This is a genomic window from Desertivirga xinjiangensis, assembly GCF_024436435.1.
Classification (GTDB): Bacteria; Bacteroidota; Bacteroidia; order Sphingobacteriales; family Sphingobacteriaceae; genus Desertivirga; species Desertivirga xinjiangensis.
In genome coordinates this window covers 152,635-178,419 of sequence record NZ_JAFMZP010000008.1, presented here as the reverse complement: position 1 = coordinate 178,419, position 25,785 = coordinate 152,635, and the positions used below count along the sequence as shown (strand labels likewise).

25 protein-coding genes are annotated in these 25,785 nt (G+C 41.1%); 14 read left to right on the top strand and 11 right to left on the bottom strand.

Translation table 11 applies throughout. The annotated features are described in order from the left end of the window. The first annotated feature begins 33 nt into the window (after positions 1 to 33). A complete protein-coding gene (locus J3P37_RS18320) occupies positions 34 to 828 on the top strand; it encodes a hypothetical protein (RefSeq protein ID WP_256012807.1) in 795 nt (264 codons plus the stop codon). Positions 829 to 938: 110 nt separating this feature from the next. On the opposite strand, the gene J3P37_RS18315 is transcribed toward J3P37_RS18320, so the two are convergent. Next, on the bottom strand, positions 939 to 1,301 hold the full coding sequence (locus J3P37_RS18315; RefSeq protein WP_256012806.1) for a response regulator: 363 nt from the start codon (positions 1,299 to 1,301) through the stop codon (positions 939 to 941). 78 nt (positions 1,302 to 1,379) lie between these two features. On the opposite strand from J3P37_RS18315, the gene J3P37_RS18310 reads away from it, so the two are divergent. Both J3P37_RS18310 and J3P37_RS18305 read left to right on the top strand, forming a co-directional pair. Beyond that, entirely contained in the window at positions 1,380 to 2,501 is a 1,122-nt protein-coding gene (locus tag J3P37_RS18310) for a GAF domain-containing protein (RefSeq protein WP_256012805.1), read from the top strand. A 192-nt stretch (positions 2,502 to 2,693) separates the two neighbouring features. Then, positions 2,694 to 3,701: a PorP/SprF family type IX secretion system membrane protein gene (locus J3P37_RS18305; protein WP_256012804.1), complete on the top strand. Its 1,008-nt coding sequence runs from the start codon at positions 2,694 to 2,696 to the stop codon at positions 3,699 to 3,701. Positions 3,702 to 3,752: 51 nt separating this feature from the next. Here the strand turns inward: J3P37_RS18305 and J3P37_RS18300 are convergent, their stop codons facing one another. After that, positions 3,753 to 4,730 (bottom strand): 2-hydroxyacid dehydrogenase, encoded by a 978-nt coding sequence (locus J3P37_RS18300; RefSeq protein WP_256012803.1) that lies wholly within the window; start codon positions 4,728 to 4,730, stop codon positions 3,753 to 3,755. 452 nt (positions 4,731 to 5,182) lie between these two features. Between J3P37_RS18300 and J3P37_RS18295 the strand changes: the two genes are divergently transcribed. The 3 genes from J3P37_RS18295 to J3P37_RS18285 all read left to right on the top strand — a co-directional run bounded on the left by J3P37_RS18295 (position 5,183) and on the right by J3P37_RS18285 (position 8,774). After that, a complete protein-coding gene (locus J3P37_RS18295) occupies positions 5,183 to 7,174 on the top strand; it encodes a DUF4832 domain-containing protein (RefSeq protein ID WP_256012802.1) in 1,992 nt (663 codons plus the stop codon). Positions 7,175 to 7,441: 267 nt separating this feature from the next. After that, entirely contained in the window at positions 7,442 to 8,374 is a 933-nt protein-coding gene (locus J3P37_RS18290; protein ID WP_256012801.1) for a cation diffusion facilitator family transporter, read from the top strand. 154 nt (positions 8,375 to 8,528) lie between these two features. Continuing rightward, the gene (locus J3P37_RS18285; RefSeq protein ID WP_256012800.1) at positions 8,529 to 8,774 is read left to right on the top strand and encodes a hypothetical protein; all 246 of its coding nucleotides are present in this window, start codon (positions 8,529 to 8,531) and stop codon (positions 8,772 to 8,774) included. A 29-nt stretch (positions 8,775 to 8,803) separates the two neighbouring features. Here the strand turns inward: J3P37_RS18285 and J3P37_RS18280 are convergent, their stop codons facing one another. After that, positions 8,804 to 9,595, bottom strand: coding sequence for an SDR family NAD(P)-dependent oxidoreductase (locus tag J3P37_RS18280; protein ID WP_256012799.1), 792 nt, complete (start codon positions 9,593 to 9,595; stop codon positions 8,804 to 8,806). 152 nt (positions 9,596 to 9,747) lie between these two features. Between J3P37_RS18280 and J3P37_RS18275 the strand changes: the two genes are divergently transcribed. Further along, positions 9,748 to 9,975, top strand: a complete 228-nt coding sequence (locus J3P37_RS18275; protein WP_256012798.1) for a hypothetical protein — start codon at positions 9,748 to 9,750, stop codon at positions 9,973 to 9,975. On the opposite strand, the gene J3P37_RS18270 is transcribed toward J3P37_RS18275, so the two are convergent. Then, entirely contained in the window at positions 9,958 to 10,593 is a 636-nt protein-coding gene (locus J3P37_RS18270) for an ATP-dependent Clp protease proteolytic subunit (protein ID WP_305121191.1), read from the bottom strand. The two genes, J3P37_RS18275 and J3P37_RS18270, sit on opposite strands and share 18 nt — an antisense overlap. A 275-nt stretch (positions 10,594 to 10,868) precedes the next feature. Between J3P37_RS18270 and J3P37_RS18265 the strand changes: the two genes are divergently transcribed. Beyond that, positions 10,869 to 12,683, top strand: a complete 1,815-nt coding sequence (locus J3P37_RS18265) for an ATP-binding protein (RefSeq protein WP_256012797.1) — start codon at positions 10,869 to 10,871, stop codon at positions 12,681 to 12,683. Between the two features lie 75 nt (positions 12,684 to 12,758). Further along, positions 12,759 to 13,685 carry an L-lactate dehydrogenase gene (locus tag J3P37_RS18260; RefSeq protein ID WP_256012796.1) on the top strand — a complete coding sequence of 309 codons (927 nt, stop codon included), beginning with the start codon at positions 12,759 to 12,761 and terminating at the stop codon, positions 13,683 to 13,685. Here the strand turns inward: J3P37_RS18260 and J3P37_RS18255 are convergent. The 3 genes from J3P37_RS18255 to J3P37_RS18245 form a co-directional block, all read right to left on the bottom strand. Then, on the bottom strand, positions 13,682 to 14,788 hold the full coding sequence (locus tag J3P37_RS18255; RefSeq protein WP_256012795.1) for a DNA alkylation repair protein: 1,107 nt from the start codon (positions 14,786 to 14,788) through the stop codon (positions 13,682 to 13,684). The two genes, J3P37_RS18260 and J3P37_RS18255, sit on opposite strands and share 4 nt — an antisense overlap. 260 nt (positions 14,789 to 15,048) lie before the next feature. Beyond that, positions 15,049 to 15,462: a DUF983 domain-containing protein gene (locus J3P37_RS18250; protein ID WP_256012794.1), complete on the bottom strand. Its 414-nt coding sequence runs from the start codon at positions 15,460 to 15,462 to the stop codon at positions 15,049 to 15,051. Next, positions 15,440 to 16,339, bottom strand: a complete 900-nt coding sequence (locus J3P37_RS18245) for a helix-turn-helix domain-containing protein (RefSeq protein WP_256012793.1) — start codon at positions 16,337 to 16,339, stop codon at positions 15,440 to 15,442. The genes J3P37_RS18250 and J3P37_RS18245 overlap by 23 nt, the downstream gene beginning before the upstream one ends. Positions 16,340 to 16,570: 231 nt before the next feature. Here J3P37_RS18245 and J3P37_RS18240 point away from each other — a divergent pair, with 231 nt between their 5' ends. Both J3P37_RS18240 and J3P37_RS18235 read left to right on the top strand, forming a co-directional pair. After that, positions 16,571 to 17,905, top strand: coding sequence for a cytochrome ubiquinol oxidase subunit I (locus tag J3P37_RS18240; RefSeq protein WP_256012792.1), 1,335 nt, complete (start codon positions 16,571 to 16,573; stop codon positions 17,903 to 17,905). 1 nt (position 17,906) lies between these two features. Then, positions 17,907 to 18,923 carry a cytochrome d ubiquinol oxidase subunit II gene (locus J3P37_RS18235; protein WP_256012828.1) on the top strand — a complete coding sequence of 339 codons (1,017 nt, stop codon included), beginning with the start codon at positions 17,907 to 17,909 and terminating at the stop codon, positions 18,921 to 18,923. Positions 18,924 to 18,932: 9 nt separating this feature from the next. Here the strand turns inward: J3P37_RS18235 and J3P37_RS18230 are convergent, their stop codons facing one another. From J3P37_RS18230 to J3P37_RS18215, 4 genes are all read right to left on the bottom strand, one after another. Beyond that, positions 18,933 to 19,988 carry a sensor histidine kinase gene (locus J3P37_RS18230; RefSeq protein WP_256012791.1) on the bottom strand — a complete coding sequence of 352 codons (1,056 nt, stop codon included), beginning with the start codon at positions 19,986 to 19,988 and terminating at the stop codon, positions 18,933 to 18,935. After that, positions 19,960 to 21,141: a nitrogen regulation protein NR(II) gene (locus J3P37_RS18225; RefSeq protein ID WP_256012790.1), complete on the bottom strand. Its 1,182-nt coding sequence runs from the start codon at positions 21,139 to 21,141 to the stop codon at positions 19,960 to 19,962. Before J3P37_RS18225 ends, J3P37_RS18230 begins: the two co-directional genes overlap by 29 nt. Positions 21,142 to 21,254: 113 nt before the next feature. Continuing rightward, entirely contained in the window at positions 21,255 to 22,271 is a 1,017-nt protein-coding gene (locus tag J3P37_RS18220; RefSeq protein WP_256012789.1) for an LLM class flavin-dependent oxidoreductase, read from the bottom strand. Between the two features lie 74 nt (positions 22,272 to 22,345). Next, positions 22,346 to 22,723 carry a hypothetical protein gene (locus J3P37_RS18215; RefSeq protein WP_256012788.1) on the bottom strand — a complete coding sequence of 126 codons (378 nt, stop codon included), beginning with the start codon at positions 22,721 to 22,723 and terminating at the stop codon, positions 22,346 to 22,348. 111 nt (positions 22,724 to 22,834) lie between these two features. On the opposite strand from J3P37_RS18215, the gene J3P37_RS18210 reads away from it, so the two are divergent. The 3 genes from J3P37_RS18210 to J3P37_RS18200 all read left to right on the top strand — a co-directional run bounded on the left by J3P37_RS18210 (position 22,835) and on the right by J3P37_RS18200 (position 25,669). Further along, positions 22,835 to 23,167, top strand: coding sequence for a hypothetical protein (locus J3P37_RS18210; RefSeq protein WP_256012787.1), 333 nt, complete (start codon positions 22,835 to 22,837; stop codon positions 23,165 to 23,167). A 183-nt stretch (positions 23,168 to 23,350) separates the two neighbouring features. Further along, on the top strand, positions 23,351 to 24,067 hold the full coding sequence (locus J3P37_RS18205) for a hypothetical protein (protein WP_256012786.1): 717 nt from the start codon (positions 23,351 to 23,353) through the stop codon (positions 24,065 to 24,067). A 591-nt stretch (positions 24,068 to 24,658) separates the two neighbouring features. Beyond that, positions 24,659 to 25,669 (top strand): glutamine synthetase beta-grasp domain-containing protein, encoded by a 1,011-nt coding sequence (locus J3P37_RS18200; protein ID WP_256012785.1) that lies wholly within the window; start codon positions 24,659 to 24,661, stop codon positions 25,667 to 25,669. Positions 25,670 to 25,785 lie beyond the last annotated feature (116 nt).

Below are 25,785 nucleotides of genomic sequence, written 5' to 3'. Positions count from 1 at the left end.
GTAATCAGCCCGTATTTTATAAAACTTACGATTATGAGGCTGTTGAAACTGATATCACTAACCGGAATAATTTCCCTGGGCTTAGCATGTAATAAAAAAAACGATCTGACAGAAACTCCGCAAGAAGCAGCCCAGCGAGCTGATCTGTATGTTGGTACCGCATTCCTGTCGGTAGAAACCGCGATAAACGAGCTTGAGTTTATCGCACGTCATGTCCCGCAAATTCAGACAGATGGAAATTTCCTTTCTTGTGCCATCATAAATCGTCAGCAAGTGCCTGAGGGTGAAAAAGTAGAGATCACATTTAGCAACAATGCCTGTGACGATCAAACGATACGCTCAGGTAAGCTGATCCTTACCTATGAGGAAGCTACGGGAAACATCTTTATCAGCCCGGTAAATTATAGGATCAGAGAAACTAAGATTTCTGGAAACTATGTGTTCCAGCCAGGTACATTCGAGCAAAAACCGATATTGAAATTAGTAGTACCTGATGGGGCTTTTACCGCAGACAATGGTGATTACTATCGCTTCAGCATTGAACGTATCAGCTATTTTAAAGAAGGTAAAGATACACCCACAATAATAAATGACGATATATTTGAAACGCTTGAGGCGTCTTACGATTTCGAATTAAAAAGCCAGGGAGCTGTAACCCTGATGCAGGCTGAAAGCCATACACCTTATATTATTAAATACTCGTGTCCTGACAAGTTCAGACCACGCAGTGGCAAAGTAAAATTCGAACGGGTGACCAGCACGTATAGATATATCCTTTTCGGAAATGGCAACTGTAACGATCTCGCCAGGATATCTGAAACTCCCTGATAGCAGAAAGCCGAAAAATGCGGCTCCGGCTATTTAATTCGGTCAGACTGCTTTTAACATTTAGATGCAAGTACCAGGAAAATATTACAGCCGCCAGATTATGGAGAAGTCTACATATACTTTTTAAGTTTCTCAAGGAGCTGGTACATGTCAAACGGCTTTTCAAAAAACTCGTCAGGTCCATGCACTGTATTTTCGAGTTGTACAAATTTCGCCATTGCAGAAAACAAGATCACGGGAATGTGGGCCGTTTCCTTATTTAACTTAACTTCATTACAAATTTGCCGTCCATCCTTTTCTCCCAGCATAATATCCATTAGGATTAAGCTGGGAGGATCATTGGTAATTACATCCCAAATATCTGCTCCGTCCTGCAATCCTGTTACCTCATACCCACCAAATAATTCCAGAATATCAGTAAGAGCCAAAAGTATATCCTTATTATCTTCTATTACTAAAATCCTGTTTACCATTGTGGTTCAATACGCTAAAAGTATAAAAAAAACACCTATTTTGGGTTTCTCTAACGTTAAAATCTGTTAAAGAATAATATGAACAATTCAATCGGAACTGAGGAGGAGCATCGCCTTGCAGCAGTCGAACGGTATAAAAAACACTACAAAAAGAAAGCAACTGACCTTCAAGACATTGTAATACTAGCAGCCCGAATCTGTAATGCAAGTGCCGCATTAATTTCCGTTGTTGAACAAGAAAAGATTTTGATTAAGGCTGCCACAGGATTTACCAATAATGCTCTGGATCATAACAATTTTCTATGCGGTCATGCTATTAGAAATGACACGATCACTGTGATTTCTGACTTCTTGATCTATGACAAAATTGATACTTTACCGCTTGTTAAAGAAGGATTTCGTTCATATGCAGCAGTAAACCTAAAAAGTCACGATGGATATAATGTAGGCACCCTTTGCATTTATGATACCAAAGTCAGGGATCTTTCAGGAGAGCAGCTTCAAAGCCTCGTTGTGCTTGCCAAACAAGTTTGTCATTTAGTTGAACTGGAATATCGTTTCTCAGAACTCCATCAAAAAATCGAAGAAATTCAACGGCAAAAATTTGAAATAGAAACCACTAAAGTGGTGTTGAAATCCATATTAGACAGCTCGAACACTCACCACTTACTAGTAAGCAGAAAATTTGCAATCCTGGCCTTCAATAAAGGAGTGGCAGACTTTTATGAAGTAGTAACGGACAAAAGGATGAAAGTAGGTGATTCGATATTCGATTATATTCCCTCCTATTATGCAGACGCTTTTATTAATACTTCCAACCTGGCTTTTGCGGGTGAAGTGATCAATGTTGACTGCTTCTTAACCTTCGGATCACTGGATCCTCAATGGTGGGGCATTACTATAAGTCCAACCAAAACCGGTAATGGGGAAATAATCGGCGTCTCATACCACGCTATAGACATACACGAGAGAAAGACCTATTACGAAAAAATGAAGAAGCAAAATGAAAGTCTTAAAGAGATAGCTTTTGTACAGGCGCATGAAATACGCGGCCCCCTGGCTTCTATATTAGGTCTTATTAATCTGATGAAATCTGAGGAAGGCCCGAGATCAGAATACGTTCATTTGCTGGAAGTATCCGCTAAGCAGCTGGACAGCAGGATAAGTAAAATTATTAATTTAACTCACGATACGGAATAACAAAAGAAACCGCTCCCCGAGCAAGAGAAGCGGTTTTTTGTTAAAACAGTTAATACAGTATAAAGAACTACAAAAATAAACTTTTATTTAATAACATCACACTAGTCCACTTTATTTATTTTCGTTCGTTTCCAATCTATCTGAATATTTTTTAAATTGCATCTGACCAGAATTATAAATCTGCCGATAGCGTTGAAAAATATTTATTTTCTTTTATTTCTGGGACTTCTTAATCTAACGGCCTTTGCCCAACAAAAGCCGCAATACACTCAATATATCTTCAATAATTATTTGATTAACCCTGCTATATCAGGCATTGAAAATTATATAGATGTAAAAGCTGGTTATAGAAATCAATGGACAGGACTTGAAGGGGCACCAGTAACAAGTTATTTTTCGATACATGGACCTATCGGTAAAAGCGATATGAGTTCCTCAGTTACTTCCTTTGGCGGGCAGGAAAACAATCCCCTCAGCCGAAGCTATGTACCCAATTATCAAGCATCTAGTCCGCATCATGGCATTGGTCTATTTGGGGTGTTTGACAAGGCCGGGCCAATTAATTGGATGGATATCAATGCAACCTACGCTTATCATTTGGGAATATCGGCCAAGACAAACCTCTCGGTCGGTATTGCGGCGGGAATATCACGTATGGCCATTGACAGATCCAAACTGAGATTTAATGATGAAAGATCAGATCCTATACTGGATGATAACATAGAACAGCAACTAAAGCCCGATCTGGCAGCGGGTATATGGTTTTATGGCCCGCTATATTTTATCGGGCTTTCCGGGCAGCAGCTGTTGCCCCAAAACTCTGGCAATGATTCTCCCTCGACGGGACTTAAACAGGTCCCACATTTTTTTATGACTGCGGGTTATAAATTTTTTGCCACCGAAGACATCGCTGCTGTTCCATCAGTAATACTAAGAAAAGTAAGAGCTACTTCTAACGCCATCGACTTCAACATGAAACTATCTTTCCGCGACAGATTCTGGCTTGGCGGGGGCTATCGTAATAAAGATTCGTTCTCGGCTCTGGCAGGCTTTTATTTTAGCAATTTCGTAAACTTAAGCTATTCATATGATTTTACAGTTTCTGAACTGGCTAATACAAGCAAAGGTACACATGAGTTTGTGATTGGCTTTCTTCTGGATAATACATATAAAGTAATATGTCCGCAACGAAATTGGTAACAAGTTAAAGATGAGTTTTGTCAATGAACACTTTAATTTTTACCATCTTCCTCACCTTGAATAAATTTCCGGGTTAACCGGATAAGGAATTGGCGTCCCTTCCATTGCTGCAATAACGTTCTCCGCTATCCGGGTCACCATCTTCAGCCTCGTTTCCTCTGTGGATGTCCCAATGTGAGGAAGGATAGTGGCATACTCCATGTTTAGCAGGGGATTATCCGGTCGCATAGGCTCAGGGTTTGTCACATCCAGACCCGCCCCCCAGATCGTCCTCTTTCCTAAGGCCTCTATCAAATCTGCTTCGTTATGGATACCTCCACGGGCAGTATTAATAAATATGGAGCTTGGCTTCATTTTCAAAAAAGCCTCCCTGTTGAATACTTCCCTTGTTTCATCACTTAATATGGAATGAACCGAAATCACATCACTTTGTACAAGCAGATCATCGAAGGAAACTTTTACTGCTGCGAGGTCCTCTTCCGCCTTCTTATTAATATTTCTGTTGCAATAAATGATCTTCATGTCATAAGCAGCTGAACACATCCGCGCTAGTTCTGTACCGATACCCCCAAGTCCAAACACACCCAAGGTTTTACCTTTAAGTTCAACCCCAAGGTTAACCGCAGGATCAAAAAAGTTCCACTCACCGTTTAAAATCCGCTTATGATTGTACACAGCTTTTTTTGAAACAGCCAGCATCAGCAAAAATGCAGTGTCAGCAGTTGAATTATTTACGACACCCGGTGTATTGCCAACAGGAATATTCAGTCTCGTCGCTTCAGCAATATCCACATGATCGTATCCAACACCATGAATGGCGATCACTTTTAAATGCCTGCATTGATTCAGGAAGTAAGTGCCGAGCTTCGCTGGACCTGCAATAACAAGTGCATCATGCTGTTTGCAATGCGCTATCAGCTCATCCTCCTCCAACTCGCGTTTTTCAAGCCATTGAGTTACTATTATTCCTTTTTTCTCCATCAATTGAACCCCTGCATGCGTGATCCTTCTAGTGACAAATACTTTCATAAAGTTCTTAAATAAAAATCCAATGGTTATAAGTTTAATGTCGCAAAGATATTCTTCCGACTCCAGAAGAGGCTTTCCCTCGCTCTCTTTGGTATCTTTTTTTTAAAATAACTTATTGCAACCCAATACATTAATAGAAAACATTCTTACTTGTACAAAATTGAACCATTTCTGAACAAAAACGAACCCTCCTACCTGGAGCTTGTATTAGTTTTGCTGTAACCAAAGGACATGTTCTTTGCAACCAATTTAATTAACAAACCAGTTTAACCTGAAGTAACGATTTTTCCCTGAATCTTTTTTGGATTCTATGATGGTTGTTAATTCATTTTAATACCCGAAACAAGTACCAATTATATAATCTGGATAATGTTGCTGTATCACATAAGGAGGATGCAGAAATGTTTGACACACCAGAATTTTTTAAACCAAATAACTTTATTGTTTAAACCATGAGAAAACTAAATTGTAAGGCGGCAGGCAAGCTCGGTTTGATGGCATTTGTATGCCTTTATTCGATTTCTTGCTCTAAAAAGCTTGAAGACACCATTCCAACCCAGGTAAGTAATGATGCGAGCAAAAAAACAACGGCCAGCGTCAGTAGTACTGTAGTTATAAGACCCACATACAACAGTACTGCTATATTACGCAATCCTTTGAACGGCTGGGTGATGTATGGGAACCGGACCGCTACTGACACCTATTGGGATTCCGAATATTACGTTCCGGAATTAGGTAAGAACGTTAAGGCAATCGATTATGCTTCCGCCTGCTATATCCGCACAAGTTGGAGATCCTTGAATCCGAGTCCAGGTGTTTATACATGGAGAGACTTGAACTCGCAGATGGGTAAATTAATCAACGGAGCAAAAACCAGGGGCTTACCAATCGCCTTCCGTATCGTAGTAGATGGACGCGATCAGGGCGAAAACACCCCCCAGTTTGTGTTCGACGCGGGAGCTGACTATTGGTTGTCAAACCCCGCGGTTCCGGCTCAAAAAACCCCTTTCCCTCAGGATCCTGTTTTCAGACAATATTATACTACGTTTATTGAAGAGCTGGCTGAAGATTTCAATGATCCTGCCATCACATCTTTTATCGACGCTTATGGATTGGGTAAATGGGGAGAAGCGCATAATGTAGTTTATGCAGACCCCGGTACTTTAACATCTGCCCAAACAGAGACAGCTAAAGAAGAGGTTCTAGACTGGATCATGGGTCTTTATACCAGAACTTTTACGAAAGTGCCATTGGTAATAAATTATCACAGACTAATTGGCCACCCTACAAGCTGGGGAGCGGTAAATCCAAACAGTGACAGACTTCTTGTTAAAGCTATTAACAAAGGATATAGCCTTAGACATGACGCTTTTGGAATGACCGATTATTATCAGAGCTGGGAAAAAACCTTTGCCGCTGCATGGAATTACAAACGTCCAATTATTATGGAGGGCGGTTGGATTGTCAGCTCACATAGATACTGGAATGACTCAGGTGCTCAATACAGACAGGGGCATCCGGAAGATGTAAGACTAGGTGAGTTTAACAGATCGGCTGAAGCACACGTAAATATGATGGACTTTCGTGCCGGATCAGAGACCGCCTCATGGTTTGGCACCAGCTTTCCTCTGGTGCAACGTTTTATTACTGAAGGTGGATACCGTTTATATCCTGACGAAGTGTCTTTGCCAAATCTTATTACGACCGGGGCAACAGCTAGCCTGAGTCACCGCTGGAGAAATATGGGCTGGGGATATTGCCCTAACAACATTCCTCAATGGAATTATAAATACAGAGTCGCTTTTGCTATTGTAGATGCTTCGGGTGCAGTTAAAAAGTTATTTATAGATAATAACAGCGATCCGTCGAAATGGCTTAAGGATAACCCGGTGACTTATAATTTCACCACTACAGCGGTCGACCTGCCAGCCGGTGCTTATACCTGGGCGGTAGCAATCATTGATAAAACAAACGCAAATAAACCAGGTATATCACTTGCCGTTAGTGGTGATCTAATCAACGGATGGCTCACACTCGGCAGTTTGCAGATATCGGCCGGTACCGCTCCAATTGGACAAAACATTAAATTGAGAGGTTACAACAACCAGTTTGTGTCGGGAGAAAATGGGGAAGAGCCAATGTGGTGTAATCGTCCATATGCGTCAACCTGGGAAACGTTTACAGTTGTTGACGCTGGCGGAGGAAAAATTGCATTAAAAAGCATGAACAAATATGTATCTTCTGAAAATGGGGCAACTTCAGGTATAACCTGTAACAGAACCAGCATCAGTGATTGGGAGAAATTTGAATGGATAGTAAGCGCAGATGGAAAAATCTCACTTAGAGGGAATAATGGTAAATACATTTCTTCAGAAAATGGAGAATCTGTGATGAAATGTAACAGAACCACTATTGGCGGTTGGGAGAAGTTTGCGCTAAACTAAGAACGTACCAAGGGAGATTGTTTCAAATGTTAGTCATTGACTCATCAGGACATGAACGAGATGTCCGACTTTTAATCACGATACTTTGGCTGCATTATGGAACAATCTCCTTTAAAGCAATTTACATTCAGCTATTTTACATGACGCTGATAGTTTAAAAAATCTTCTACTTCTTTAAGTGTCATCAATTAAAAAACATTAAATGTTGTGAACATTGGAATAGTATTGCATTGTAATTGCAGTATTTTTGTTATATAATGTTTCAGCATGCCTCACAATCATTCAAGTATACAATCCGGACTTACTACCGCTTTCTGGCTAAATGCAGTTTTCTCTCTTATCGAAATCGCTGGAGGACTATATACTAATTCCACCGCGATCCTAACTGATGCGATACACGACCTGGGAGATACTGTTGCGATTGGCTCCGGTGTTTTATTAGAAAAACTCTCTGTAAAAAAGAGAACAAAAAACTATTCTTACGGATACAAGCGATTCTCCCTTTTATCCGCTTTTGTCCTTTCTGTTCTTTTGATTGGTGGCTCGGTGATCATGCTAATCAAAGCCGTTTCTGCACTCTCAAATCCGCATGAAGTAAACAGCCTTGGTATGTTATGGTTAGCAGTGCTTGGTATTGTTGTGAATGGTTTGGCTTTTCTAAAAATAAAGAACCATGGAAATACTGATCACAGTCAGCATGTTCATGTGCATAATCATTCACATCACAGTCATAGTCACAGTCAAAATAGCCAGGCTCTTATGCTTCATATGTTAGAAGACGGATTAGGCTGGGCGGCAGTCCTCGTCGGATCAATAATCATTTATTTCACCAAGTGGTTCTGGATAGACCCTCTTCTCTCCATCGGCATCGCCCTATTCATCTTATTCAATGCCATAAAAAACCTTATCCAAACCTCCAGGATCTTTCTGCAGGCAGTTCCGGAAAATGTAAATATTGCCCAGCTGACAAAAGATATAATGGAAATTAAGGGAGTAAAAAATGTTCATGATGTCCATGTATGGACTTTAGATGGGACTTATAGCATCAGTACAGTTCATGTTGTAGTCGAAAAAGAAAACATCTCAAATCAACGTGAGCTTAGAGACAAGATTGAAAAAATCATGGACCAGTATTCAATAAATCACCCGACCTTGCAAATTGAAACGAGCGACGCGCCTTGCAGTTTGGCTAATTGCTGACTGATGATAAAACTTCTAGTCTCATGGAAGCTTACAGAATCTTTAAAAAAGACGGTTCTCCATATCGCCAGGATGAGGCAGACCTCATTAAAAAGTTAAACACCGAAGCTATTAAATAAGGGATCGCTTATATTTGCGGGACAAAAAACCTTCCATGGATATCGTTTATCAGTATTATAATGAAATAGTCTTAACTTTTGCCGATTACGACGTTGATTTCCAGGACGGCGTCATTGTGATTCAAGTGCCCGATGATAAAAAACCTTTTGACTCGGTATTCAGTAAAATTGAGGCCCAAATACTGCGTATAGCGGATACGCTCGATCTCAGGGATAAGGAGGTGGTAGTGAGGGTGGAAAAAAGCAGCCAGACGAAACAACTTGTACTTAAGCAACAATAAAAAAGATCCCCAAAGGGATCTTTTTTATTTTATTTCCTGACCGGTTCCTGCTGTTTCGACATCTGTGCTGCTGCAACACTATCCGGCAGAATATTTCCCATTCCAACCTGCATTTTATTTTTTAAGCCTGAGATCACTTTTGGCTTTCCAGCCATTAAGCCCTCATATCCGTCTCTAGCCACACCGGCCGGATCGTCCAGATCGTTTTCCTGAACAATCTTAGATTCCTCCATTTCAGCTTTCCTGAAAAAGTCGGTATCTGTAGCTCCGGGTAATAAACAGGTCACACTTACTCCTTTGTCTTTAACCTCATGCTGTATAGCTGCACTCCAGGAATTTACGAAAGCTTTAGTTCCGTGATAAACCGATTGCCATGGACCAGGTGCTTCACCCGCGATCGATCCGACATTCAGGATTTTGCCTTCGCCACGGGCGACCATGTCCTTTAGGAAACATTTGGTCAAAACAACGTATGCCCCAATATTTAATTGTATAATGTCCAGTTCTGTACCAATATCGGTATCAAGGAACTGGCCGTAATATCCGTGGCCAGCGTCATTCACCAGTACATCTATCTCAATTCCCTTTAATTTTACTTCGTCATATACCTCGAACGGACTTTCTTTTTTAAAAAGGTCCTTTGAAATAGTCTCTACGCTGATGTTAAATTCCTGTTTAAGTTTGGACGCAGTTGTAGACAACTCGTTCTCGTCGCGGGCCACAATAATTAAATTATAGTGGTCCTTTGCAAATAACTTGGCCAGCTCGTATCCTATACCGCTGGTTGCTCCTGTGATCAGGGCATATTTTTCGTTGTTCATAGCAGATAATATTTATTAAATGTAGATCTGCTTATTCTTAACAATCTTCCTGCCAGCCTAGTTCACATAAAACATTTGTATCCCAATTTTTGAGCCTGAAATCTATTTACAAAATAAAGAGCACTAAATGAACTAAATGGTGTTACTAATAAATGTTTATATTATTCAAACGACACGGAAAGAACAGACACTTTAAGAAATACTACTCGTACGAGGCCATGGATGAAGAAATTACTAAAGGACACAATGAAGCATTTCCGGGTAATAACCAGTTCTGGTATAACAGTGAAACCAAATGCATTGACATCATAAATAAACGCCTGTCACCTGTTGACTGTCAGGATGATTTAAACAAACTTAACTTAGGCCCCAATCCCTAATACCTCATCAATGATCCCGAACTCCTTAGCCTCCGATGCAATCATCCAGTAATCTCTGTCGGATACGTCATGTACCCTCTGGTAATCCTGACCACTATGCCTGGCAATGATTTCATATAATTCCTGTTTAAGCTTAAGATATTCCTTAATAGCAATCTCCATATCTGAAGCCTGGCCTTGTGCCCCGCCATGTGGCTGATGCAACATGATTCTGGAATGTGGCAAAGCGACTCTTTTTCCTGCTGCACCTGCACATAATAGCACTGCCCCGAAAGACAGTGCCATACCGGTACAAATGGTAGCAACGTCCGGACTTATATATTGCATCGTATCATAGATGCCCAAACCTGCGTACACTGATCCACCAGGAGAGTTTACATACAATTGGATGTCACGTCTGGCATCAATAGATTGCAAGAATAGAAGCTGGGCCTGTATAATATTGGCGGTTACATCATCCACAGCCGAACCGAGAAATATTACCCTATCCATCATCAGCCTGGAAAAAACATCCATCTGAGCAACATTTAACTGCCGCTCTTCAACGATATAGGGCGTAACTGCTTTTGGTAGAGATCGCAGGTGTAGTCCAAAGATATAGTTATCGATGCCGAACAACCCGGATATTCTATTCCTGAAACCCTCAAAAGCCGCTTCCTTAAAAAGTGGTCCTTCAACCTCTTCAAGTTCGGCTTTGAGCTTCTTGCGGCCATAAAGCTGCACCAGGATAAGAAGAATAACAATTTTGCTCTAAATACCAGGCTCACCTGACAACGGCTTTTAAGAAGTGTTTTGGGATCTCGCAAAGCGATAAGAAAGCTTAGATAATCAGCAACATAAAACAAAGCTGTGGATAAAATATTTTGCGCAAACCGTATATTTGCTTAGTGTGTTTGAGCAATCTACTGAAAAGGGTCTACAACAAGATCCTTGAGAAAATTGAGCGCCTGGAGAGTGATCCCATTAACCAGGCAAGGGTTAAAATGTTAGTTCTTGGACTTGCAGTTAATCTGGTTTTTTGCGCTTTCACAATTCCTATTTATTTTTTCTATGGACCTCGACTGCAATTTCTGAGGTCCCTCGTCGTCTTTACAGTGGGATTGGGTCTCATTTTTGTGGTATTAAAATGGAATGTATGGCGCGGCGTATCACATACAGCTATCGCACTGCTAACTCTGTTGATCTGGTCAAACCTGGTTTTTTATGTCCAGGGCATCAACCTGCCCACCATTCAGTTTATTTTTATCATTATTGTATACTCCTTCTATGCACATGGTCTCAAATGGGGTGTGTTTTATGGAACGGTAAATATCCTTCCCGTCATTATATACACGGTGTTTGATGGACAGCAATACTTTTCACTGAATGTCAGTCCACAAAAAATAAACCTGCCGGCTTATTTATTTGTGGTAACTTATAATTTTGGACTTATCATCTATCTACATTACCACTTCTTTAAAGCATTCAATCTCAACATTGTAAAGCTTACAGAAGCTGGTCTGAATCTCAAACTGCTTAATCAGCGCCTGCAGCAAAGTATGGAAGAAGCACAAAGGTCTTCCCGCGCTAAAATGGATTTCCTTTCCACTATGTCGCATGAGCTGAGAACTCCTTTAAACGGCGTAATCGGACTGTCTAACGTGTTATTGCTTAATTCTCCCCGCGAGGATCAGGAAGAAAACATGCGGATCCTAAAGTTTTCGGCGGAAAACCTTCTGACTCTCATAAATGACATTCTGGATTTTAATAAATTGAATTCAGGCAAATTCGAAATGGAAGACATACCTTTCAATCTCTATCTGTTGCTTCAAAATATCTCTGCAGGGCTACGGCTCAGTGCTCAAAAAAAGGGGATCCAATTAAACCTGGATATTGACCCTTTACTTTATAACAAGATGGTCTATGGTGACCCTACCCGTTTAACACAGGTTCTAATTAACCTAACTAATAATGCTATTAAATTTACTGACGAGGGGAATGTTGAAATCAAGGCGGAGGTAATTGAACATTCAGACCACATAATGGATGTGAGAGTTTCCGTAAAAGATACCGGCATCGGAATACCTCAAGATCACCAAAAGGCAATATTTGAACCATTTACCCAGGCATCAAAAAGTACCAACAGGAAATTTGGGGGTACCGGACTGGGACTTGCTATTGTAAAGGGTATACTGGAAAAGCTGGGTAGCCAGATAAATCTGATATCGGAGAGAGGCACCGGCACCGAGTTCTTTTTTAATATAAAGTTTTCCTGCAGCGATACAGATGGAGACATTATCCCTGCCCCTGCAATTGGGAATAAAATATTAAACAAAAGAACAAGCTTAGGTGAGCTTAAAATATTAGTGGCTGAGGATAACCCTATTAATGTGATGGTGATTAAAAAGCTATTTATGGCCTGGAACATCCAGCCCGCTGCGATTGCTCAAAATGGGATCGAAGTTCTCGAAATGGTAAAGTCGAACAATTTTCACCTGGTATTAATGGATTTACATATGCCTGAAATGGATGGTTATGAAGCCAGCCGACAAATCAGACAGTTGCCCGATAAAGAGAAATCGTCTGTTCATATCATTGCCTTATCAGCTTCTGTATCTGAAGATATTAATAGTAAAGTAAGAAAAGCTGGCATGAACGATTATTTGCCAAAACCATTTAATCCGAAAGACCTGCAGGAAAAGCTAAGCAATCTCTTGCTTATGCAATAAAGAGGGCCATAAATTCAAAAATGATCTTCAACAGAAAACAAAACAAACTGTTCTCTCTGAATCTTAACTTAAATTATGCACCCAAACTCTAAAAAAACCCGTATTGTAGTTATCGGCGTTGGCGCCGTAGGATCTACCACTGCTTACACCCTGCTCCTCCGGCACGGTATGGATGAACTGGTCCTGATTGATGCCAATAAAGAAAAAGCCATTGGCGACGCTCTGGATATGAATCACGGATTGCCCTTCTTAAGTAAAACCAAAGTCTGGGCCGGCACTTACGAAGACTGCAGGGAAGCCGATATCATCATTATAACTGCAGGCGCCGCTCAAAAAGAAGGCGAGTCAAGAATAGATCTGCTAAAACGCAATGTATCCATTTACGAAAGCATTACTTCCGAAGTACTGAAATATAACAAGGACGGTATCCTCCTGATCGCTTCAAATCCAGTAGATATCATGGCTTACTTCACCTGGAAAAAATCTGGCTGGCCCGCACATCGCGTGATTGGCTCAGGCACTTTGCTTGACAGCGCCCGCCTGCGCTACTTAATAGGCGAAAAACTGCAAATTGATGCTCGTAGCGTACATGCACATATCGTCGGAGAGCATGGCGACTCTGAACTGGCACTTTGGAGCCTGGCAAATATCGCCGGCACAGAACTTCAGCTTGATGATTCTGAAAAAGAAGAGATCTTTAATAACACAAAAAACGCAGCTTATCAGATCATCAAATCGAAGGGCGCCACTTATTATGCTATCGCTTTAGCGCTTGACCGCATTTGTACTGCCATTTTGAGGAACGAAGCAGCAATTTTAAATGTTTCCACTATGCTAACAGATTATCACGGAATTTCAGACGTCTACCTGGGGGTTCCTTGCGTGATTGATCATAACGGCATCCGCGAAGTGTTGCCTCTCAACATCAATGAACAAGAGAAAAAGCTGTTAAATTCATCAGCTCAAAAGCTAAAAGAGCTTATCAGTTCTATTGAGCTCTAGCTTTCTAGTGTAAAATTATGTTCAGCGAGCTCATTCCCGTTAATAACTACAGCCACTTTGTGGTTACCGGGATAGTGCTTCCTGGTGGTCATATTTTTAAAAGATTGCCTGCGAATAAAGCGGTAAACAGATTCGCCTTGATAAGTATTCTCAGTGATTTTGAATAGTTTTCTGGCTGGTTTACCGTTTGCTTTCATATAGTAAATGGCGTATTCAACCCTTAACTTAAGCGCTGAGCTTTCGGCATGCAGCAATTCAAACGAAAATTCAAGATGATCACCCTCTTTGATGGTTTGACGGTTTATCTTCAAATTTTGTACTGAGCATTTTACCGTACCAGACAAGCCAAATAGATCCAGGGTATCAGCATGAGCCTGTTTTAACAAACTACGGCAACCATGTTTTATTAGTCGGTCAGTTTCTAGGCTTGATCCTTTCCACTTACGGGCGATAGCAATGACAGTATCGGGATGGTCTTTAGCGATATCGTTCAGGTTATTGGCAACACTTCTTCTTACAAATTCAGACGGGTCAGTTTTCAGATTTTCCAATATCGGAAGTATCGGAGAAGGATCTGTCTTTAAATCTGGAAGAGCCATAGCCCAGGGAAGCCTCGGCCTGCAGCCTTCACTTGCAAACCTTCGCACCAGGTGACTCGGGTGCAGGGACCATTGTTGCATCCGGTCCATTACTTCTGCAGGGTATCTTTTTATATATGGTCGGATATCAAACTCACAGCTGGTAAACTGAGTAACCAGTTCGATGGCTTCCATAGAAACTTCGAAATGGTCGAGCCCATACATCTCTATAAACTCCGGGAGAAACATGTACTCAAGGCTGTTTTCCTGTACGCCCGAACTGCGCAATGCAGCTATAATGTTAAACACTGCCCTTATTTTATGTTCATAGTCATTTTGAAGGAAAGACTCCAGCACGGATGCAATATGTTTCATTCGTTGTTTTAATTCCCTATCCTCCCACAATTCATCATAAACACATGCCATAAACAACATCTTGTCGAACTCGGCCAAGCTTTGTTCTAGTGCTCCTGTCAACGTATCAAAAAACCGTGTATTATATATATTCTTGAGTAATTCAGCCATTCATCAAAAGTCAGAGGTAATAGTGACAACAGTATGTCAGCATATCATTTTACATCCTGTAAAAATAAAAAGGTCTTCAAACGGGGAGGATGAAGACCTTTTAAACTAACCAATTATAAACCTGACACAAATGTAAATAAAGTATCAAAATTTCAAAACAAAAAATAAAATATTGTGATAATTTCAAACAAAACAAGCAATAATTAAAATTTTACAAAAACAACCACACAAATAAGCTTTCAATTATTTGAATAATAAAACTATTTATCCTTTTCAGGATCATAGTGCAATCCAGGAGTCAGCCAGTATAACAGTGCCACCCTCGAATATCTGTAGTTAAAAGGTGATAGCAGAAATACTGCCGGAAAGATCGTTGCAATATATAATAAAGGATCTTCCAGATTATTTGTGAACAGATACGTTAACACGGCAACGGCGATAGTTTCAGCAACGCTCATAGCATAGCTTATAAACATCGATACATAAAAATATCCTGGCTCCCGTTCAAATCTTAAACCACAATGAGGGCAACTCACATTCATTTTCTGGAACTTCAGTCCATACATTGGGCCATCGAACATATTGCCTCTTCTGCAGCGAGGGCATTTTGCATGTAGTGCCGCATAAAGAACCGGCGTTTCCGATCTATTGTTATCTATTTTTATACTTTTCATGTCTGTTATTTTTAAACACCTGTCGTCTGAACTCATCAGGTGTTATACCCACCTGCTTTTTAAAAAATTTAGTGAAATAAGAGTTATCGTTGAAGTTAAGCTGGTAAGCTATCCCGGATACTGAAAGGTCCAGATTCACCAGCAGCCTTTTAGCTTCAAGCAACACGCGGTTTCTGATCAGTTCGCCCGCTGAAAGCCCCAGCATCTCATTGCAGATGGCATTTAGATGATTAGGAGTAATATACAGCAATTCAGCATACTCCTTTGGAAATCTTAGCTCGGTAAAGTTTTTCTCTATAAGTCTTTGAAAGTTCTTCAGCAACATAACGTTATAAGAAGACAGCGCTTTAGCTCCTTCTTCAACGCTTAATTCATTCACCAGAATAAAAAGTTGTAAAATCAGCAGGCGAATATTGTCCAGTTCAAACTTCCCTGCGTGCTGCTTTACATTCAGCATGTCTTCAAAAAGTCCGGTAAGTTTTGTTTGTAAAACTTCAGGAATTTCGATGACAGATTCTGAAGTGATCCCCTGGAAAAAACCAAAGCCTTCCAAATAATCAGGCCGCAATAAAAATGACTGAAAAAAGGATGGAGAGAAATTAATCACATAACCATCAACATTCCCCTCAAAATCCCAGCTATGAACTTGCCCTGGCACCATAAAATAAATCTGAAAGGGATTTACTTTAAACTTTTCAAAGTCAATAGTATGTTCTCCGCCGCCATCTGTGAACAAAACCATATGGTAAAAGTTGTGCCTGTGTGGCAATCTCAACTTATGATGATTTTTCAGATACGGCGCAAACCTGCTGATCAAAATATCCTGACTTCGAAATTCTGAAAGTGATCCGATATCATATACGGGAACGTTGTTCATCTCTGCAAAAGTAAAGCATAACACTTGTTTGAAGTGGTATCATTCATCGCATTTGTGGTACTTTTTACTTATCCTGTTTAGTTCTGCAAGTTTTACGCCAACAGATCTCCATATTTCAAAAAAAAGATACAAATTAGAATGATTTTAATTTTCAATTAACCCTATAAAAGATGGCTAATTAGGCTGTCAAGACTTAGCTTTGACCCCAATGCATCTTTAATATTCATTTGTATGGATGATTTTCTAGCAGCCCGCTCACAGATGGCCCTTTCTCTGGGTTTTCACATTGTTTTTTCTTGTATTGGGATGGTAATGCCGTTTTTTATGGCGGTTGCACATTATTACTGGCTTAAAACTAACGACGTCCTCTATAAGAATATCACTAAGGCCTGGAGCAAAGGAGTTGCCATATTTTTCGCTACTGGCGCTGTTTCCGGTACTGTTTTATCCTTCGAATTGGGCTTACTCTGGCCGGGATTTATGAAACATGCCGGGCCTATCTTTGGGATGCCCTTTTCCCTGGAAGGAACAGCTTTCTTCATCGAAGCAATTGCCCTCGGTTTTTTCCTCTACGGATGGAACCGGTTTAACCCCTGGTTTCACTGGTTCACCGGAGTAATTGTCGGCATTAGCGGACTAGTATCCGGCATCCTTGTAGTAGCAGCAAACGCCTGGATGAACAGTCCGGCTGGTTTTGATTATGTAAACGGGCAATACCTCAATATCGATCCGATGGCAGCTATGTTCAATGATGCATGGTTTTCACAGGCACTGCATATGTCTATTGCAGCTTTTGTAGCCACTGGCTTTGCAGTGGCTGGCATTCATGCCCTCATGATCCTTAAAGGAAAGAACATACAATTCCATAAGAAATCGTTTAAAATTGCCGCTGTTTTTGGAGCAGTGGCTGCAATCTTCCAGCCTCTTAGCGGGGATATATCTGCAAAAGACGTTGCTCAGCGCCAGCCCGCAAAACTTGCGGCAATGGAAGCACACTTCCATACGGAGAAGAATGCTGCCCTGATCGTGGGTGGAGTACCCAACCCGGAAACTAAAACAGTAGATTATGCTATTAAAATACCCGGATTATTGAGCTTTATGGCACACGGTGATACCAACGCCGAAGTAAAAGGCTTAGACAGCATTCCCGCTGAAGATCAGCCGCCCGTCGCCATTACCCATTATGCTTTCCAGATCATGGTAGGCCTGGGGATGATAATGATGGTGCTCGCTATTTTATATTTCATAGCCTTATGGAAGAAAAAGCACTGGCAAAACAGCAAGTGGCTCCTAAAATTCTTTGTTGCTGCTACTCCTATGGGATTCATTGCTGTCGAAGCCGGCTGGACAGTAACCGAAGTAGGCCGTCAACCATGGATCATACATGGTGTGATGCGAACAGCCGATGCCGTAACACCTATGCCGGGGATCGCCTATTCTTTTTATCTCTTTACTGCTGTATACGTTTCACTGGCAGCGATTGTGATTTTTATGCTTTACAGGCAAATTAATATGGTTGGTCAGCTCTACGACCTTCCTGCAGATGTTAAACCCAAAAGAGACTAACATGTTGTATGTGGTAATTATATTCCTTTGGACAGCCATCCTTTTATACCTGCTAATGGGAGGGGCCGATTTCGGCGCTGGGATCATTGAACTTTTTACTTCCGAGGCCAATAAAAAACAAACCAGGAAAACACTATACCAGGCGATCGGCCCAATCTGGGAGGCAAATCATATGTGGCTTATTATCGCCATCGTTATCCTTTTTGTGGGATTCCCTGTAATTTATTCAACTATGTCTGTTTACCTGCATATCCCCTTAACAGTCATGCTGCTCGGCATCATAGCCAGAGGTACGGCTTTTACATTCCGGCATTACGATGCTGTAGTAGACGATATGCAGCATCTCTATAATAGGATCTTCGTTTATTCTAGCTTTGTGACACCACTTTTTCTCGGCATTATTGCCGGAAGCGCCGTATCGGGCCATATAGACCCGCATGCCCCTGATTTTCTGTCGGCTTATGTTTTCAGCTGGCTAAATTGGTTTTCGTTTACAGTGGGGCTCTTCACTGTCGCCATTTGCGGCTTCCTTGCAGCCATCTATATTATCGGCGAAACCACTAACGAATCCGACAAAAAGCGCTTTATACGCAAGGCATTGGTATTTAATATTGCCGCCGTGATTTGCGGAGCGCTTGTTTTTATTGCAGCCTTCATTGAAAAAATTCCTTTAATAGACTGGGTGTTTGGTAACATAACAGGCATCATCTGCATTACCGCGGCAACACTATCTTTGATCCTCCTGTGGGTGCTCCTGTTGAAAGGAAAAACGCAAATCCTGCGAATCTTAGCAGGATTTCAAGTTACTATGATTCTTTTGACGACCACCTTCAGACATTTCCCTAATATCGTTCTGTTTAAAAACGGTGGACACTTATCCCTAATGGAACATGCAGGCCATGAAAAGACTATTGAGGCCCTAGGGATAGCTCTATTGGCAGGAAGTGTCTTTATACTACCAGCTTTATTTTATCTCATTTACAGCTTTCAAAAGAAAAGTAATGCATATCCAAAATAAACTTGAACACTACATACTTGATTCATTTGTTGGCTGGTGCTTAAATGGAACTGAAAACCAGAATGTGGAACCTTTCCCTTCTTCACTTTCTACTCCATATCTTCCTTGATGAAGATTTATTATTTCAGCAGAAATATACAAACCCAAACCCAGGCCTGAGAACTGGGTCGAAGCCTCATTTACTCTGAAAAAACGGTCAAATACATAAGGGGTCTTCTCCCTGGCAATACCAATTCCAAAATCGCGCACGGACACCTTAACAGAATCTCCTTCCGTATTCACCCTTAAAAGTATTTTATCCGAGCCTGGAGAATATTTAATAGCATTGCTGATATAATTGGTCAGCACCTGTTCTATCCGTATCCTGTCAACCTCTACAGGCTCTGTCACTGTATTTTCTATTATAATATTTTCCAGGTTAAAGCCATGCAAGATACTATCGGCAATAATTTCGTCCATGGTGCAGGAACTGATGTCCAACCGAAGTTTGCCCGATTGTATTTTGGTGTTATCCATCAAATCACCTATCAGGGTACTCAGTTTATTGATTTGTAGAATTGCTCTTTTTATGAAGACAAGCAAGATGCTCTCATCTACCTGCCTTTCCACCTGACGCTGTAATACCTGCAGAGATGCCTTAATAGTAGTAATTGGAGTTTTTAATTCATGGCTTGCAACACTCATAAACTCATCCTTTTTTTGAAGCAAGGCCTGCATGAATTCATTTTCCTGCTTTTTCTCTTCTGCTTCCTTCTTCTGACTCCAATCCTGTATAATGGAGATTATCTGAGTAACTTTTCCACCAGCATTCCTTTTAAACACCTTTCCTCTGGCCTTAACCCACCACCACTGGCCATGAATATTCTTAACCCTGAACTCAACTTCTCTCACATCTTCATTACCACTTTCCTGGAAGCTGCGGAGGTATTCCTCAATGGATGGGAGATCGTCCACACAAATAAGCTTTTGCGACTCCATATAGTCCATCGCCTTAATTTGTCGCGAAGAATATCCTAAAATTGGGTGGAGCTCTTTATTAATATATACATAAGATAGTTTTTCCAAGTCGAAAATGGAAATGATATCCGGAGTAGCCCTGAGTGATCTGCTGTACGAAAAATTTTTGCCTTTTTAGTTCATTTTCAGTCAGTTTCGTTTCAGTGATATCCATATCAATCCCAATCATTTTCTCCACCCGGCCATCGCTTCCAAATAATGGAAAACCCTTCAGGTGAATAACTTTCAAACCTCCGCCTACTTGTATATCCACTATTTCATCGAATGACTCGCATGTACTTTTAATACAGGTAATTATTCGCTTAGCAATGTCGCGCTGTTCCGGTACGATCAGGTTAAGATACTTATCAGGATAAACTTCAGTGCCTTCAACAATTCCAAAAATGTTGTACATACCCCTGGACCATGACCATACTTCTGTCTCAAGGTCATATTCCCAGCTGCCCATTTTTGCAATAGCCTCCGAGTTAGAGAGTAAATGAAGGCTCTTTTGCATAGCGTACTCGGCCTCCTTCCGTTCCGAAATATTTTCTACAGTGGTCGCTACAGAGTCGTCGAACTTTACTGCGGTTAAACGATACCAGCCTCTCAGGATACCTCCCACAAAATGAACCTCCTTGTCCAGTGGTTCTCCGGTTTCAACTACTTCTTTATACAGATCAATAATTCCGGTGGTTCGGATTGACGGATGTAATGACAGCAACCTTTCGCCCATGCGGCCATTTTTCCAAAGCTGTTCAGCTACTACATTTTCCATAACATACTCAAAATCGATTACCTCTCCGACATCGTTACGAACGCTGCTGAACACGGTGATGGGTAAGGTGGATGCATGAAATACAGCCCGAAGCAGATCGCTGGTATTTCTAATCTCATCCCCGGCCCTGCTTTGATCATATAAGGCAACTAAAAAGGAATTTTTAAGAGGCTTAACCGAAAACAAGATCCACTTTTGGACATGATCAGAAAAAAAAGATCTGAAGGTGCTTTCTCTTTTTTCTTTCGCATGCTTAAATACTATGACTGTTTGATGAGGTAAAAACTCCGTTATAGCTCTTCGCCCTCGATACAGTAAGGCATCATTTTCCTTCAAAGGCAGGATTTGCGCTGCCTTTTGGTTATGATATAATATTTTCAAATCATGATCTACTTCAACCAAAGCCTCATCAAGTGAATTTAATAAATCATCAGCCTTACTCATATCTGCTTTTTAGCGATTATAGAGCTATATTACATAAATATCCGGCTCTGAATGCTAGTATTGCCGGAATGAGCAGAAATATGTAAAGTGCCTTCTCAGGTTGTAAATCCCGTTTACCTCAGTTCCAATTCAGCAAGAAGCTGGTAGGAATACATCCGGGCTGAAGGCTCATAAATAGACGAAACTACCATCAGTTCATCTACTCCAGTTTGCTGTAAAAAATTCTGAAGCTTTCCCCTCAAGGTTTCGGGACTTCCAATGAAAGTGTAGCTAAGCATTTGTTCCACTGCATAGCGTTCTGAGGGACTACAATAATCATCAAGATTTTTGACGGGAGGTTGCATGGGCAAGGCACTTCCTTTAATAACATTTAGGAAAGACAGGTATAATGAACTCGCAAGATAACGGGCTTCCTCATCGCTATCGGCAGCTATGACATTAATTCCAGCCATAACATAAGGGGCTGAAAGGTCGTTAGACGGCCTAAAGTTGCTTCGATATAAATTCAAAGATGCATGGAGCATCGCAGGCGCGAAATGACTGGCAAAAGCAAAGGGCAATCCCAGCAGGGCGGCAAGTTGAGCACTATAAGTACTTGAGCCAAGCAGCCAAACCGGTAAGTCAACGCCTTCAGCCTGAACCGCCCGCACCTTCGCACTGCTATTCTGTGCAGATAGATATGTCCTTAATTCCTGAACGTTTTGTGGGAAGTCTTCAACACTGCCGCTTAAATGACGCCGGAGGGCCATTGCTGTCAGCTGGTCAGTTCCAGGCGCCCGGCCAAGGCCAAGGTCGATGCGTCCAGGATACAGGCTCGCCAGTGTTCCGAATTGTTCAGCAACGATGAGCGGAGCATGATTTGGTAACATTACCCCCCCAGATCCCACCCGGATTGAAGAAGTACCCTGGGCAATGTAGCCAATAAGCACCGGGGTAGCTGAACTTGCTATCCCGGGCATATTATGATGCTCGGCCAGCCAGTAACGCTTATATCCAAGGCGCTCAGCGTGCTGAGCCAGCTGCAGGCTGCTCTTAAATGAATCTGAGATTCCCCTTCCGCTCAGAACAGGTACCAGGTCTAAAACAGATAAAGGTATATTTTGGGAGCTTCTTACTGTTGAATTATCCATACATCAAAGTAAAGCCCCAAACACTTAAAAAGATTTCTTTTTGGTGTAAAACGTTTGTCAAGAATCTACTAATCTCATTTAGACTGATTCAACGCCAGCTTCTCTTCAATCACCCGGTTGTATTTTTCAAGCAGATCATAATACTTATCCCGCCAGCTATCACGCTGTTTTAAAAGCTGATCGAACGTCAGCGATTCATTATAATCCGCTTTTGCATCCTCAAAAGAGATATACCTGATCATCTCCGGAAACACTTGTGTAAAATCGTAGCCAAGCGCCTTTCCATACTTCTCCAGGATCTCAAAAGACAGATCTTCCAGTTTGATATGGTTGTACAATGAAGTGCGGTTATAACCAGCCTTTTTTGCAATAACTGTCTTACTCAGCTCACTTTGCTGAACAGCTTTTCCCAAAACGCTGCCCCTATGTATGTTTTTGCTAGTCTCTTTCAATCACACCAAATTAATACACGCATATGTATATTAACATCTACGTTTTTCATTGCATTTTTATACAATTATGTTTAATATTGTTTCGGAGAGTCGTTAAATCTCCTCAAAATTATGGAAATCACTTTAGACATGCTTAGTCGGCTTGGCAGCGAAGACTATCCGTATCACCTTACCTGGAAAGAATTAAATGACCCTATTTCTGTACTTCAGGACTTTCCTGAAAATTGGGACTTGGCTACATGCCGGATGTTCTTAAAAAAGCATCAGGTTGAACCCCGCCATTTTACTGTAATTGATGCGGAAGAACTTAAACATTTCTTAGAGGATCTTGAAAAACTGATGGAAGCTGTATACGTACTTAACATGCAGTTCAAGGCTGCCTCCGAAAGCCTCACCTTAGACACCAGAGGCAGGCAAAAAGGGGCAGGACGAAAGAAAAGGTAGATCTGCTGCATTCTCTTCTTTTGAAAAAACCATAAACTGCACGAAAAAAAAACAACTTAAGCGACGTTTTTTATGTGCAGGAGGGAGATACTTGCGTAAATTCTGCAAAAAAATAGGGTGATTTACCCAATTGCCGCCACTTGTAATTGATTTTAATTTTATCCTGAAAAAAATCGATCAGGAATGGCATTACTATCGGAAAGCGGACATGGTAAAAACGTAGGCAATTTTGGCAGCCTTTTAATAAGCATTGAGGTTCTCGGCGACAATTACAATCCCCCCAGAGCAGACTTAAGTTTAAAAAACCTTAAACACCTTTATGCACAGGCAAAATCATCGCTACAGGGTGTTACCCTTGCCTTGCGTGTATATGCAGCAACAGTAGATGCGCGGGAAAAAGCCTGGGAAGGTCTTGAACCTTTAGCCAACAGGATCCTTAGTTTACGCCGGGAAGCTTTTATAGATGAGGAGGGCGCTAGTTCTATTGATTCGCTGGTTAAAGACTTGAAGGGTCAAAGAGTGCTGACAGACTTTGCAGTCACCAGGGAAAAAATGAAGTTTAACATTCCTTTATCTTCTCCATCTTATGAAAAAAGGTTGGAAAGTTTGTCGCAACTCATATCTCTTATATCGGAAAATTCCATTTGCAATACACCAGACCAAAAATTACTGATTACTTCCTTAAACATCATTTTCGAGAACCTTAAAACAAAAAACACAAGTATTAAACTTGCAGAAGCCGCGCTGAACACAGCAAGACGTAATAGAAATATAATTCTATATACTCCTGGCACAGGTTTGATAGATATTGCAAAAGACGTAAAGCTATATATAGAAGGTGCTTTAACACCATCAAGCCCCCAATATTTTCAAATCTTAACTACTGATTTCTTCAGCTAGAGTTTCTCCCGATATTTCCCTAAACCGTTTCACTACAGGTTGCAGCATCCCTGCAACCTTGTTTTTTATGAAGTCACCTGTTTCTACAAGGCGACAAGCTTTCAAGGATCAAGTGGAAAGGTTGGGGGGCGGCTAAGCGCATTAATGCCAACTTTTTGAAACGGTCGTCATGCCAAACTCATTTCAACTCATTTCGGCATCTCTTGGACTATAAAGGAAATGCTTAAGCAGGAGATCCTGAAACAAGTTCAGGATGACGAAGCAAGGAAGGCCCCCAACTTTTAAGCTTGATCCGCTTTCAACCCATTTACATCCTCCGTATGTGAGTTTACCCTCACGAAGGCTTTTTTTATACCTTCCTGTCTTACAAGATAATTTGCCTGCTTTGTCACCAACCTTGAAAGCCATTGAGAAAACGCCTCTTAGATCCTGCTTTATTTGTAAGTTATTGTAATATTTACCTGAAAAAATGAATTTTATTGAAATATTTTGAAATATTTAAAACAAAACACATAAATTCGTGACGTATTTCCATTGAAATCAAAATTCAATACAATATTTTTGAATCAAATTAGAGCAAACAAATAAAAAATGGCGGCAAAATTAGAGTACATCTGGCTTGATGGCTATAAACCCACACAAAGCCTTCGTAGCAAAACAAAAATTGAAAAAGATTTTAGCGGTAAATTAGAGGATTGCCCTCTTTGGAGCTTTGATGGTTCTTCAACCGAGCAGGCACCAGGTGGTTCTTCTGACTGTATTTTAAAACCAGTGTTCATTTGCCCTGACCCTCAAAGAAAAAATGGTTACCTGGTAATGTGCGAAGTACTTGATGCTGACGGAAATCCGCATGAGTCAAATGGCCGTGCACTTATCGAAGATGATGATAATGATTTTTGGTTTGGCTTCGAACAAGAGTATTTCCTTTGGGACAACGAGACTAATAAACCTTTAGGCTTCCCTGCAAATGGTTACCCTGCTCCACAAGGTCCTTACTACTGTTCTGTTGGCGCTAAAAACGCATATGGAAGGGAGATTATCGAAGAGCATTTAGACGTTTGCTTAGAAGCAGGTTTAAATGTTGAAGGTATCAACGCCGAAGTAGCGGCCGGACAGTGGGAATTTCAGATCTTTGCTAAAGGTGCTAAAGAAGCCGGCGACCAGATCTGGATTGGCCGTTATTTATTAGAAAGAATCGGAGAGAAATACGGAGTATCGATCAACTGGCATTGCAAACCTCTTGGTGAGTTAGACTGGAATGGTTCAGGTATGCACGCAAACTTCTCAAATACTTTACTAAGAACTGCAGGCAGCCAGGAAATCTTCACAAAAGTTTGCGAAGCGTTCCGTCCGGTTGTAAAAGAGCACATCGATGTTTACGGAGCTGACAACGACAAACGTTTAACTGGTAAACACGAAACTGCTTCTATCCATGATTTCTCTTATGGAGTATCTGACCGTGGTGCTTCTATCCGTATCCCTGTTGTAGTTCCTAAATGGGGATGGAAAGGTTACCTTGAAGATCGTCGTCCAAACTCTGCGGCAGATCCTTACAAAGTAGCAGCACGTATCATCAAAACTGTTAAATCGGTTACTGTTTAATACAGATACAAATAGGAATATAATATTTTTAAAACCCCTGAAGAGATTCAGGGGTTTTTTATTTTTTCTAAGCACACGTGGCACACCTGGGATCACGCGGGAAAGCCGGGGGGGCT

Bases quoted from the DNA above. Each gene is read 5' to 3' on its own strand.
- J3P37_RS18250 (WP_256012794.1), bottom strand. From the start codon at position 15,462: ATGAAAAGTATAAAAATAGATAACAATAGATCGGAAACGCCGGTTCTT.
- J3P37_RS18205 (WP_256012786.1), top strand. From the start codon at position 23,351: ATGGCATTACTATCGGAAAGCGGACATGGTAAAAACGTAGGCAATTTT.
- J3P37_RS18275 (WP_256012798.1), top strand. From the start codon at position 9,748: ATGTTTATATTATTCAAACGACACGGAAAGAACAGACACTTTAAGAAA.
- J3P37_RS18235 (WP_256012828.1), top strand. From the start codon at position 17,907: ATGTTGTATGTGGTAATTATATTCCTTTGGACAGCCATCCTTTTATAC.
- J3P37_RS18255 (WP_256012795.1), bottom strand. From the start codon at position 14,788: ATGGCTGAATTACTCAAGAATATATATAATACACGGTTTTTTGATACG.
- J3P37_RS18300 (WP_256012803.1), bottom strand. From the start codon at position 4,730: ATGAAAGTATTTGTCACTAGAAGGATCACGCATGCAGGGGTTCAATTG.
- J3P37_RS18285 (WP_256012800.1), top strand. From the start codon at position 8,529: ATGGATATCGTTTATCAGTATTATAATGAAATAGTCTTAACTTTTGCC.
- J3P37_RS18210 (WP_256012787.1), top strand. From the start codon at position 22,835: ATGGAAATCACTTTAGACATGCTTAGTCGGCTTGGCAGCGAAGACTAT.
- J3P37_RS18320 (WP_256012807.1), top strand. From the start codon at position 34: ATGAGGCTGTTGAAACTGATATCACTAACCGGAATAATTTCCCTGGGC.
- J3P37_RS18310 (WP_256012805.1), top strand. From the start codon at position 1,380: ATGAACAATTCAATCGGAACTGAGGAGGAGCATCGCCTTGCAGCAGTC.
- J3P37_RS18220 (WP_256012789.1), bottom strand. From the start codon at position 22,271: ATGGATAATTCAACAGTAAGAAGCTCCCAAAATATACCTTTATCTGTT.
- J3P37_RS18260 (WP_256012796.1), top strand. From the start codon at position 12,759: ATGCACCCAAACTCTAAAAAAACCCGTATTGTAGTTATCGGCGTTGGC.
- J3P37_RS18315 (WP_256012806.1), bottom strand. From the start codon at position 1,301: ATGGTAAACAGGATTTTAGTAATAGAAGATAATAAGGATATACTTTTG.
- J3P37_RS18295 (WP_256012802.1), top strand. From the start codon at position 5,183: ATGAGAAAACTAAATTGTAAGGCGGCAGGCAAGCTCGGTTTGATGGCA.
- J3P37_RS18200 (WP_256012785.1), top strand. From the start codon at position 24,659: ATGGCGGCAAAATTAGAGTACATCTGGCTTGATGGCTATAAACCCACA.
- J3P37_RS18280 (WP_256012799.1), bottom strand. From the start codon at position 9,595: ATGAACAACGAAAAATATGCCCTGATCACAGGAGCAACCAGCGGTATA.
- J3P37_RS18245 (WP_256012793.1), bottom strand. From the start codon at position 16,339: ATGAACAACGTTCCCGTATATGATATCGGATCACTTTCAGAATTTCGA.
- J3P37_RS18240 (WP_256012792.1), top strand. From the start codon at position 16,571: ATGGATGATTTTCTAGCAGCCCGCTCACAGATGGCCCTTTCTCTGGGT.
- J3P37_RS18290 (WP_256012801.1), top strand. From the start codon at position 7,442: ATGCCTCACAATCATTCAAGTATACAATCCGGACTTACTACCGCTTTC.
- J3P37_RS18225 (WP_256012790.1), bottom strand. From the start codon at position 21,141: ATGAGTAAGGCTGATGATTTATTAAATTCACTTGATGAGGCTTTGGTT.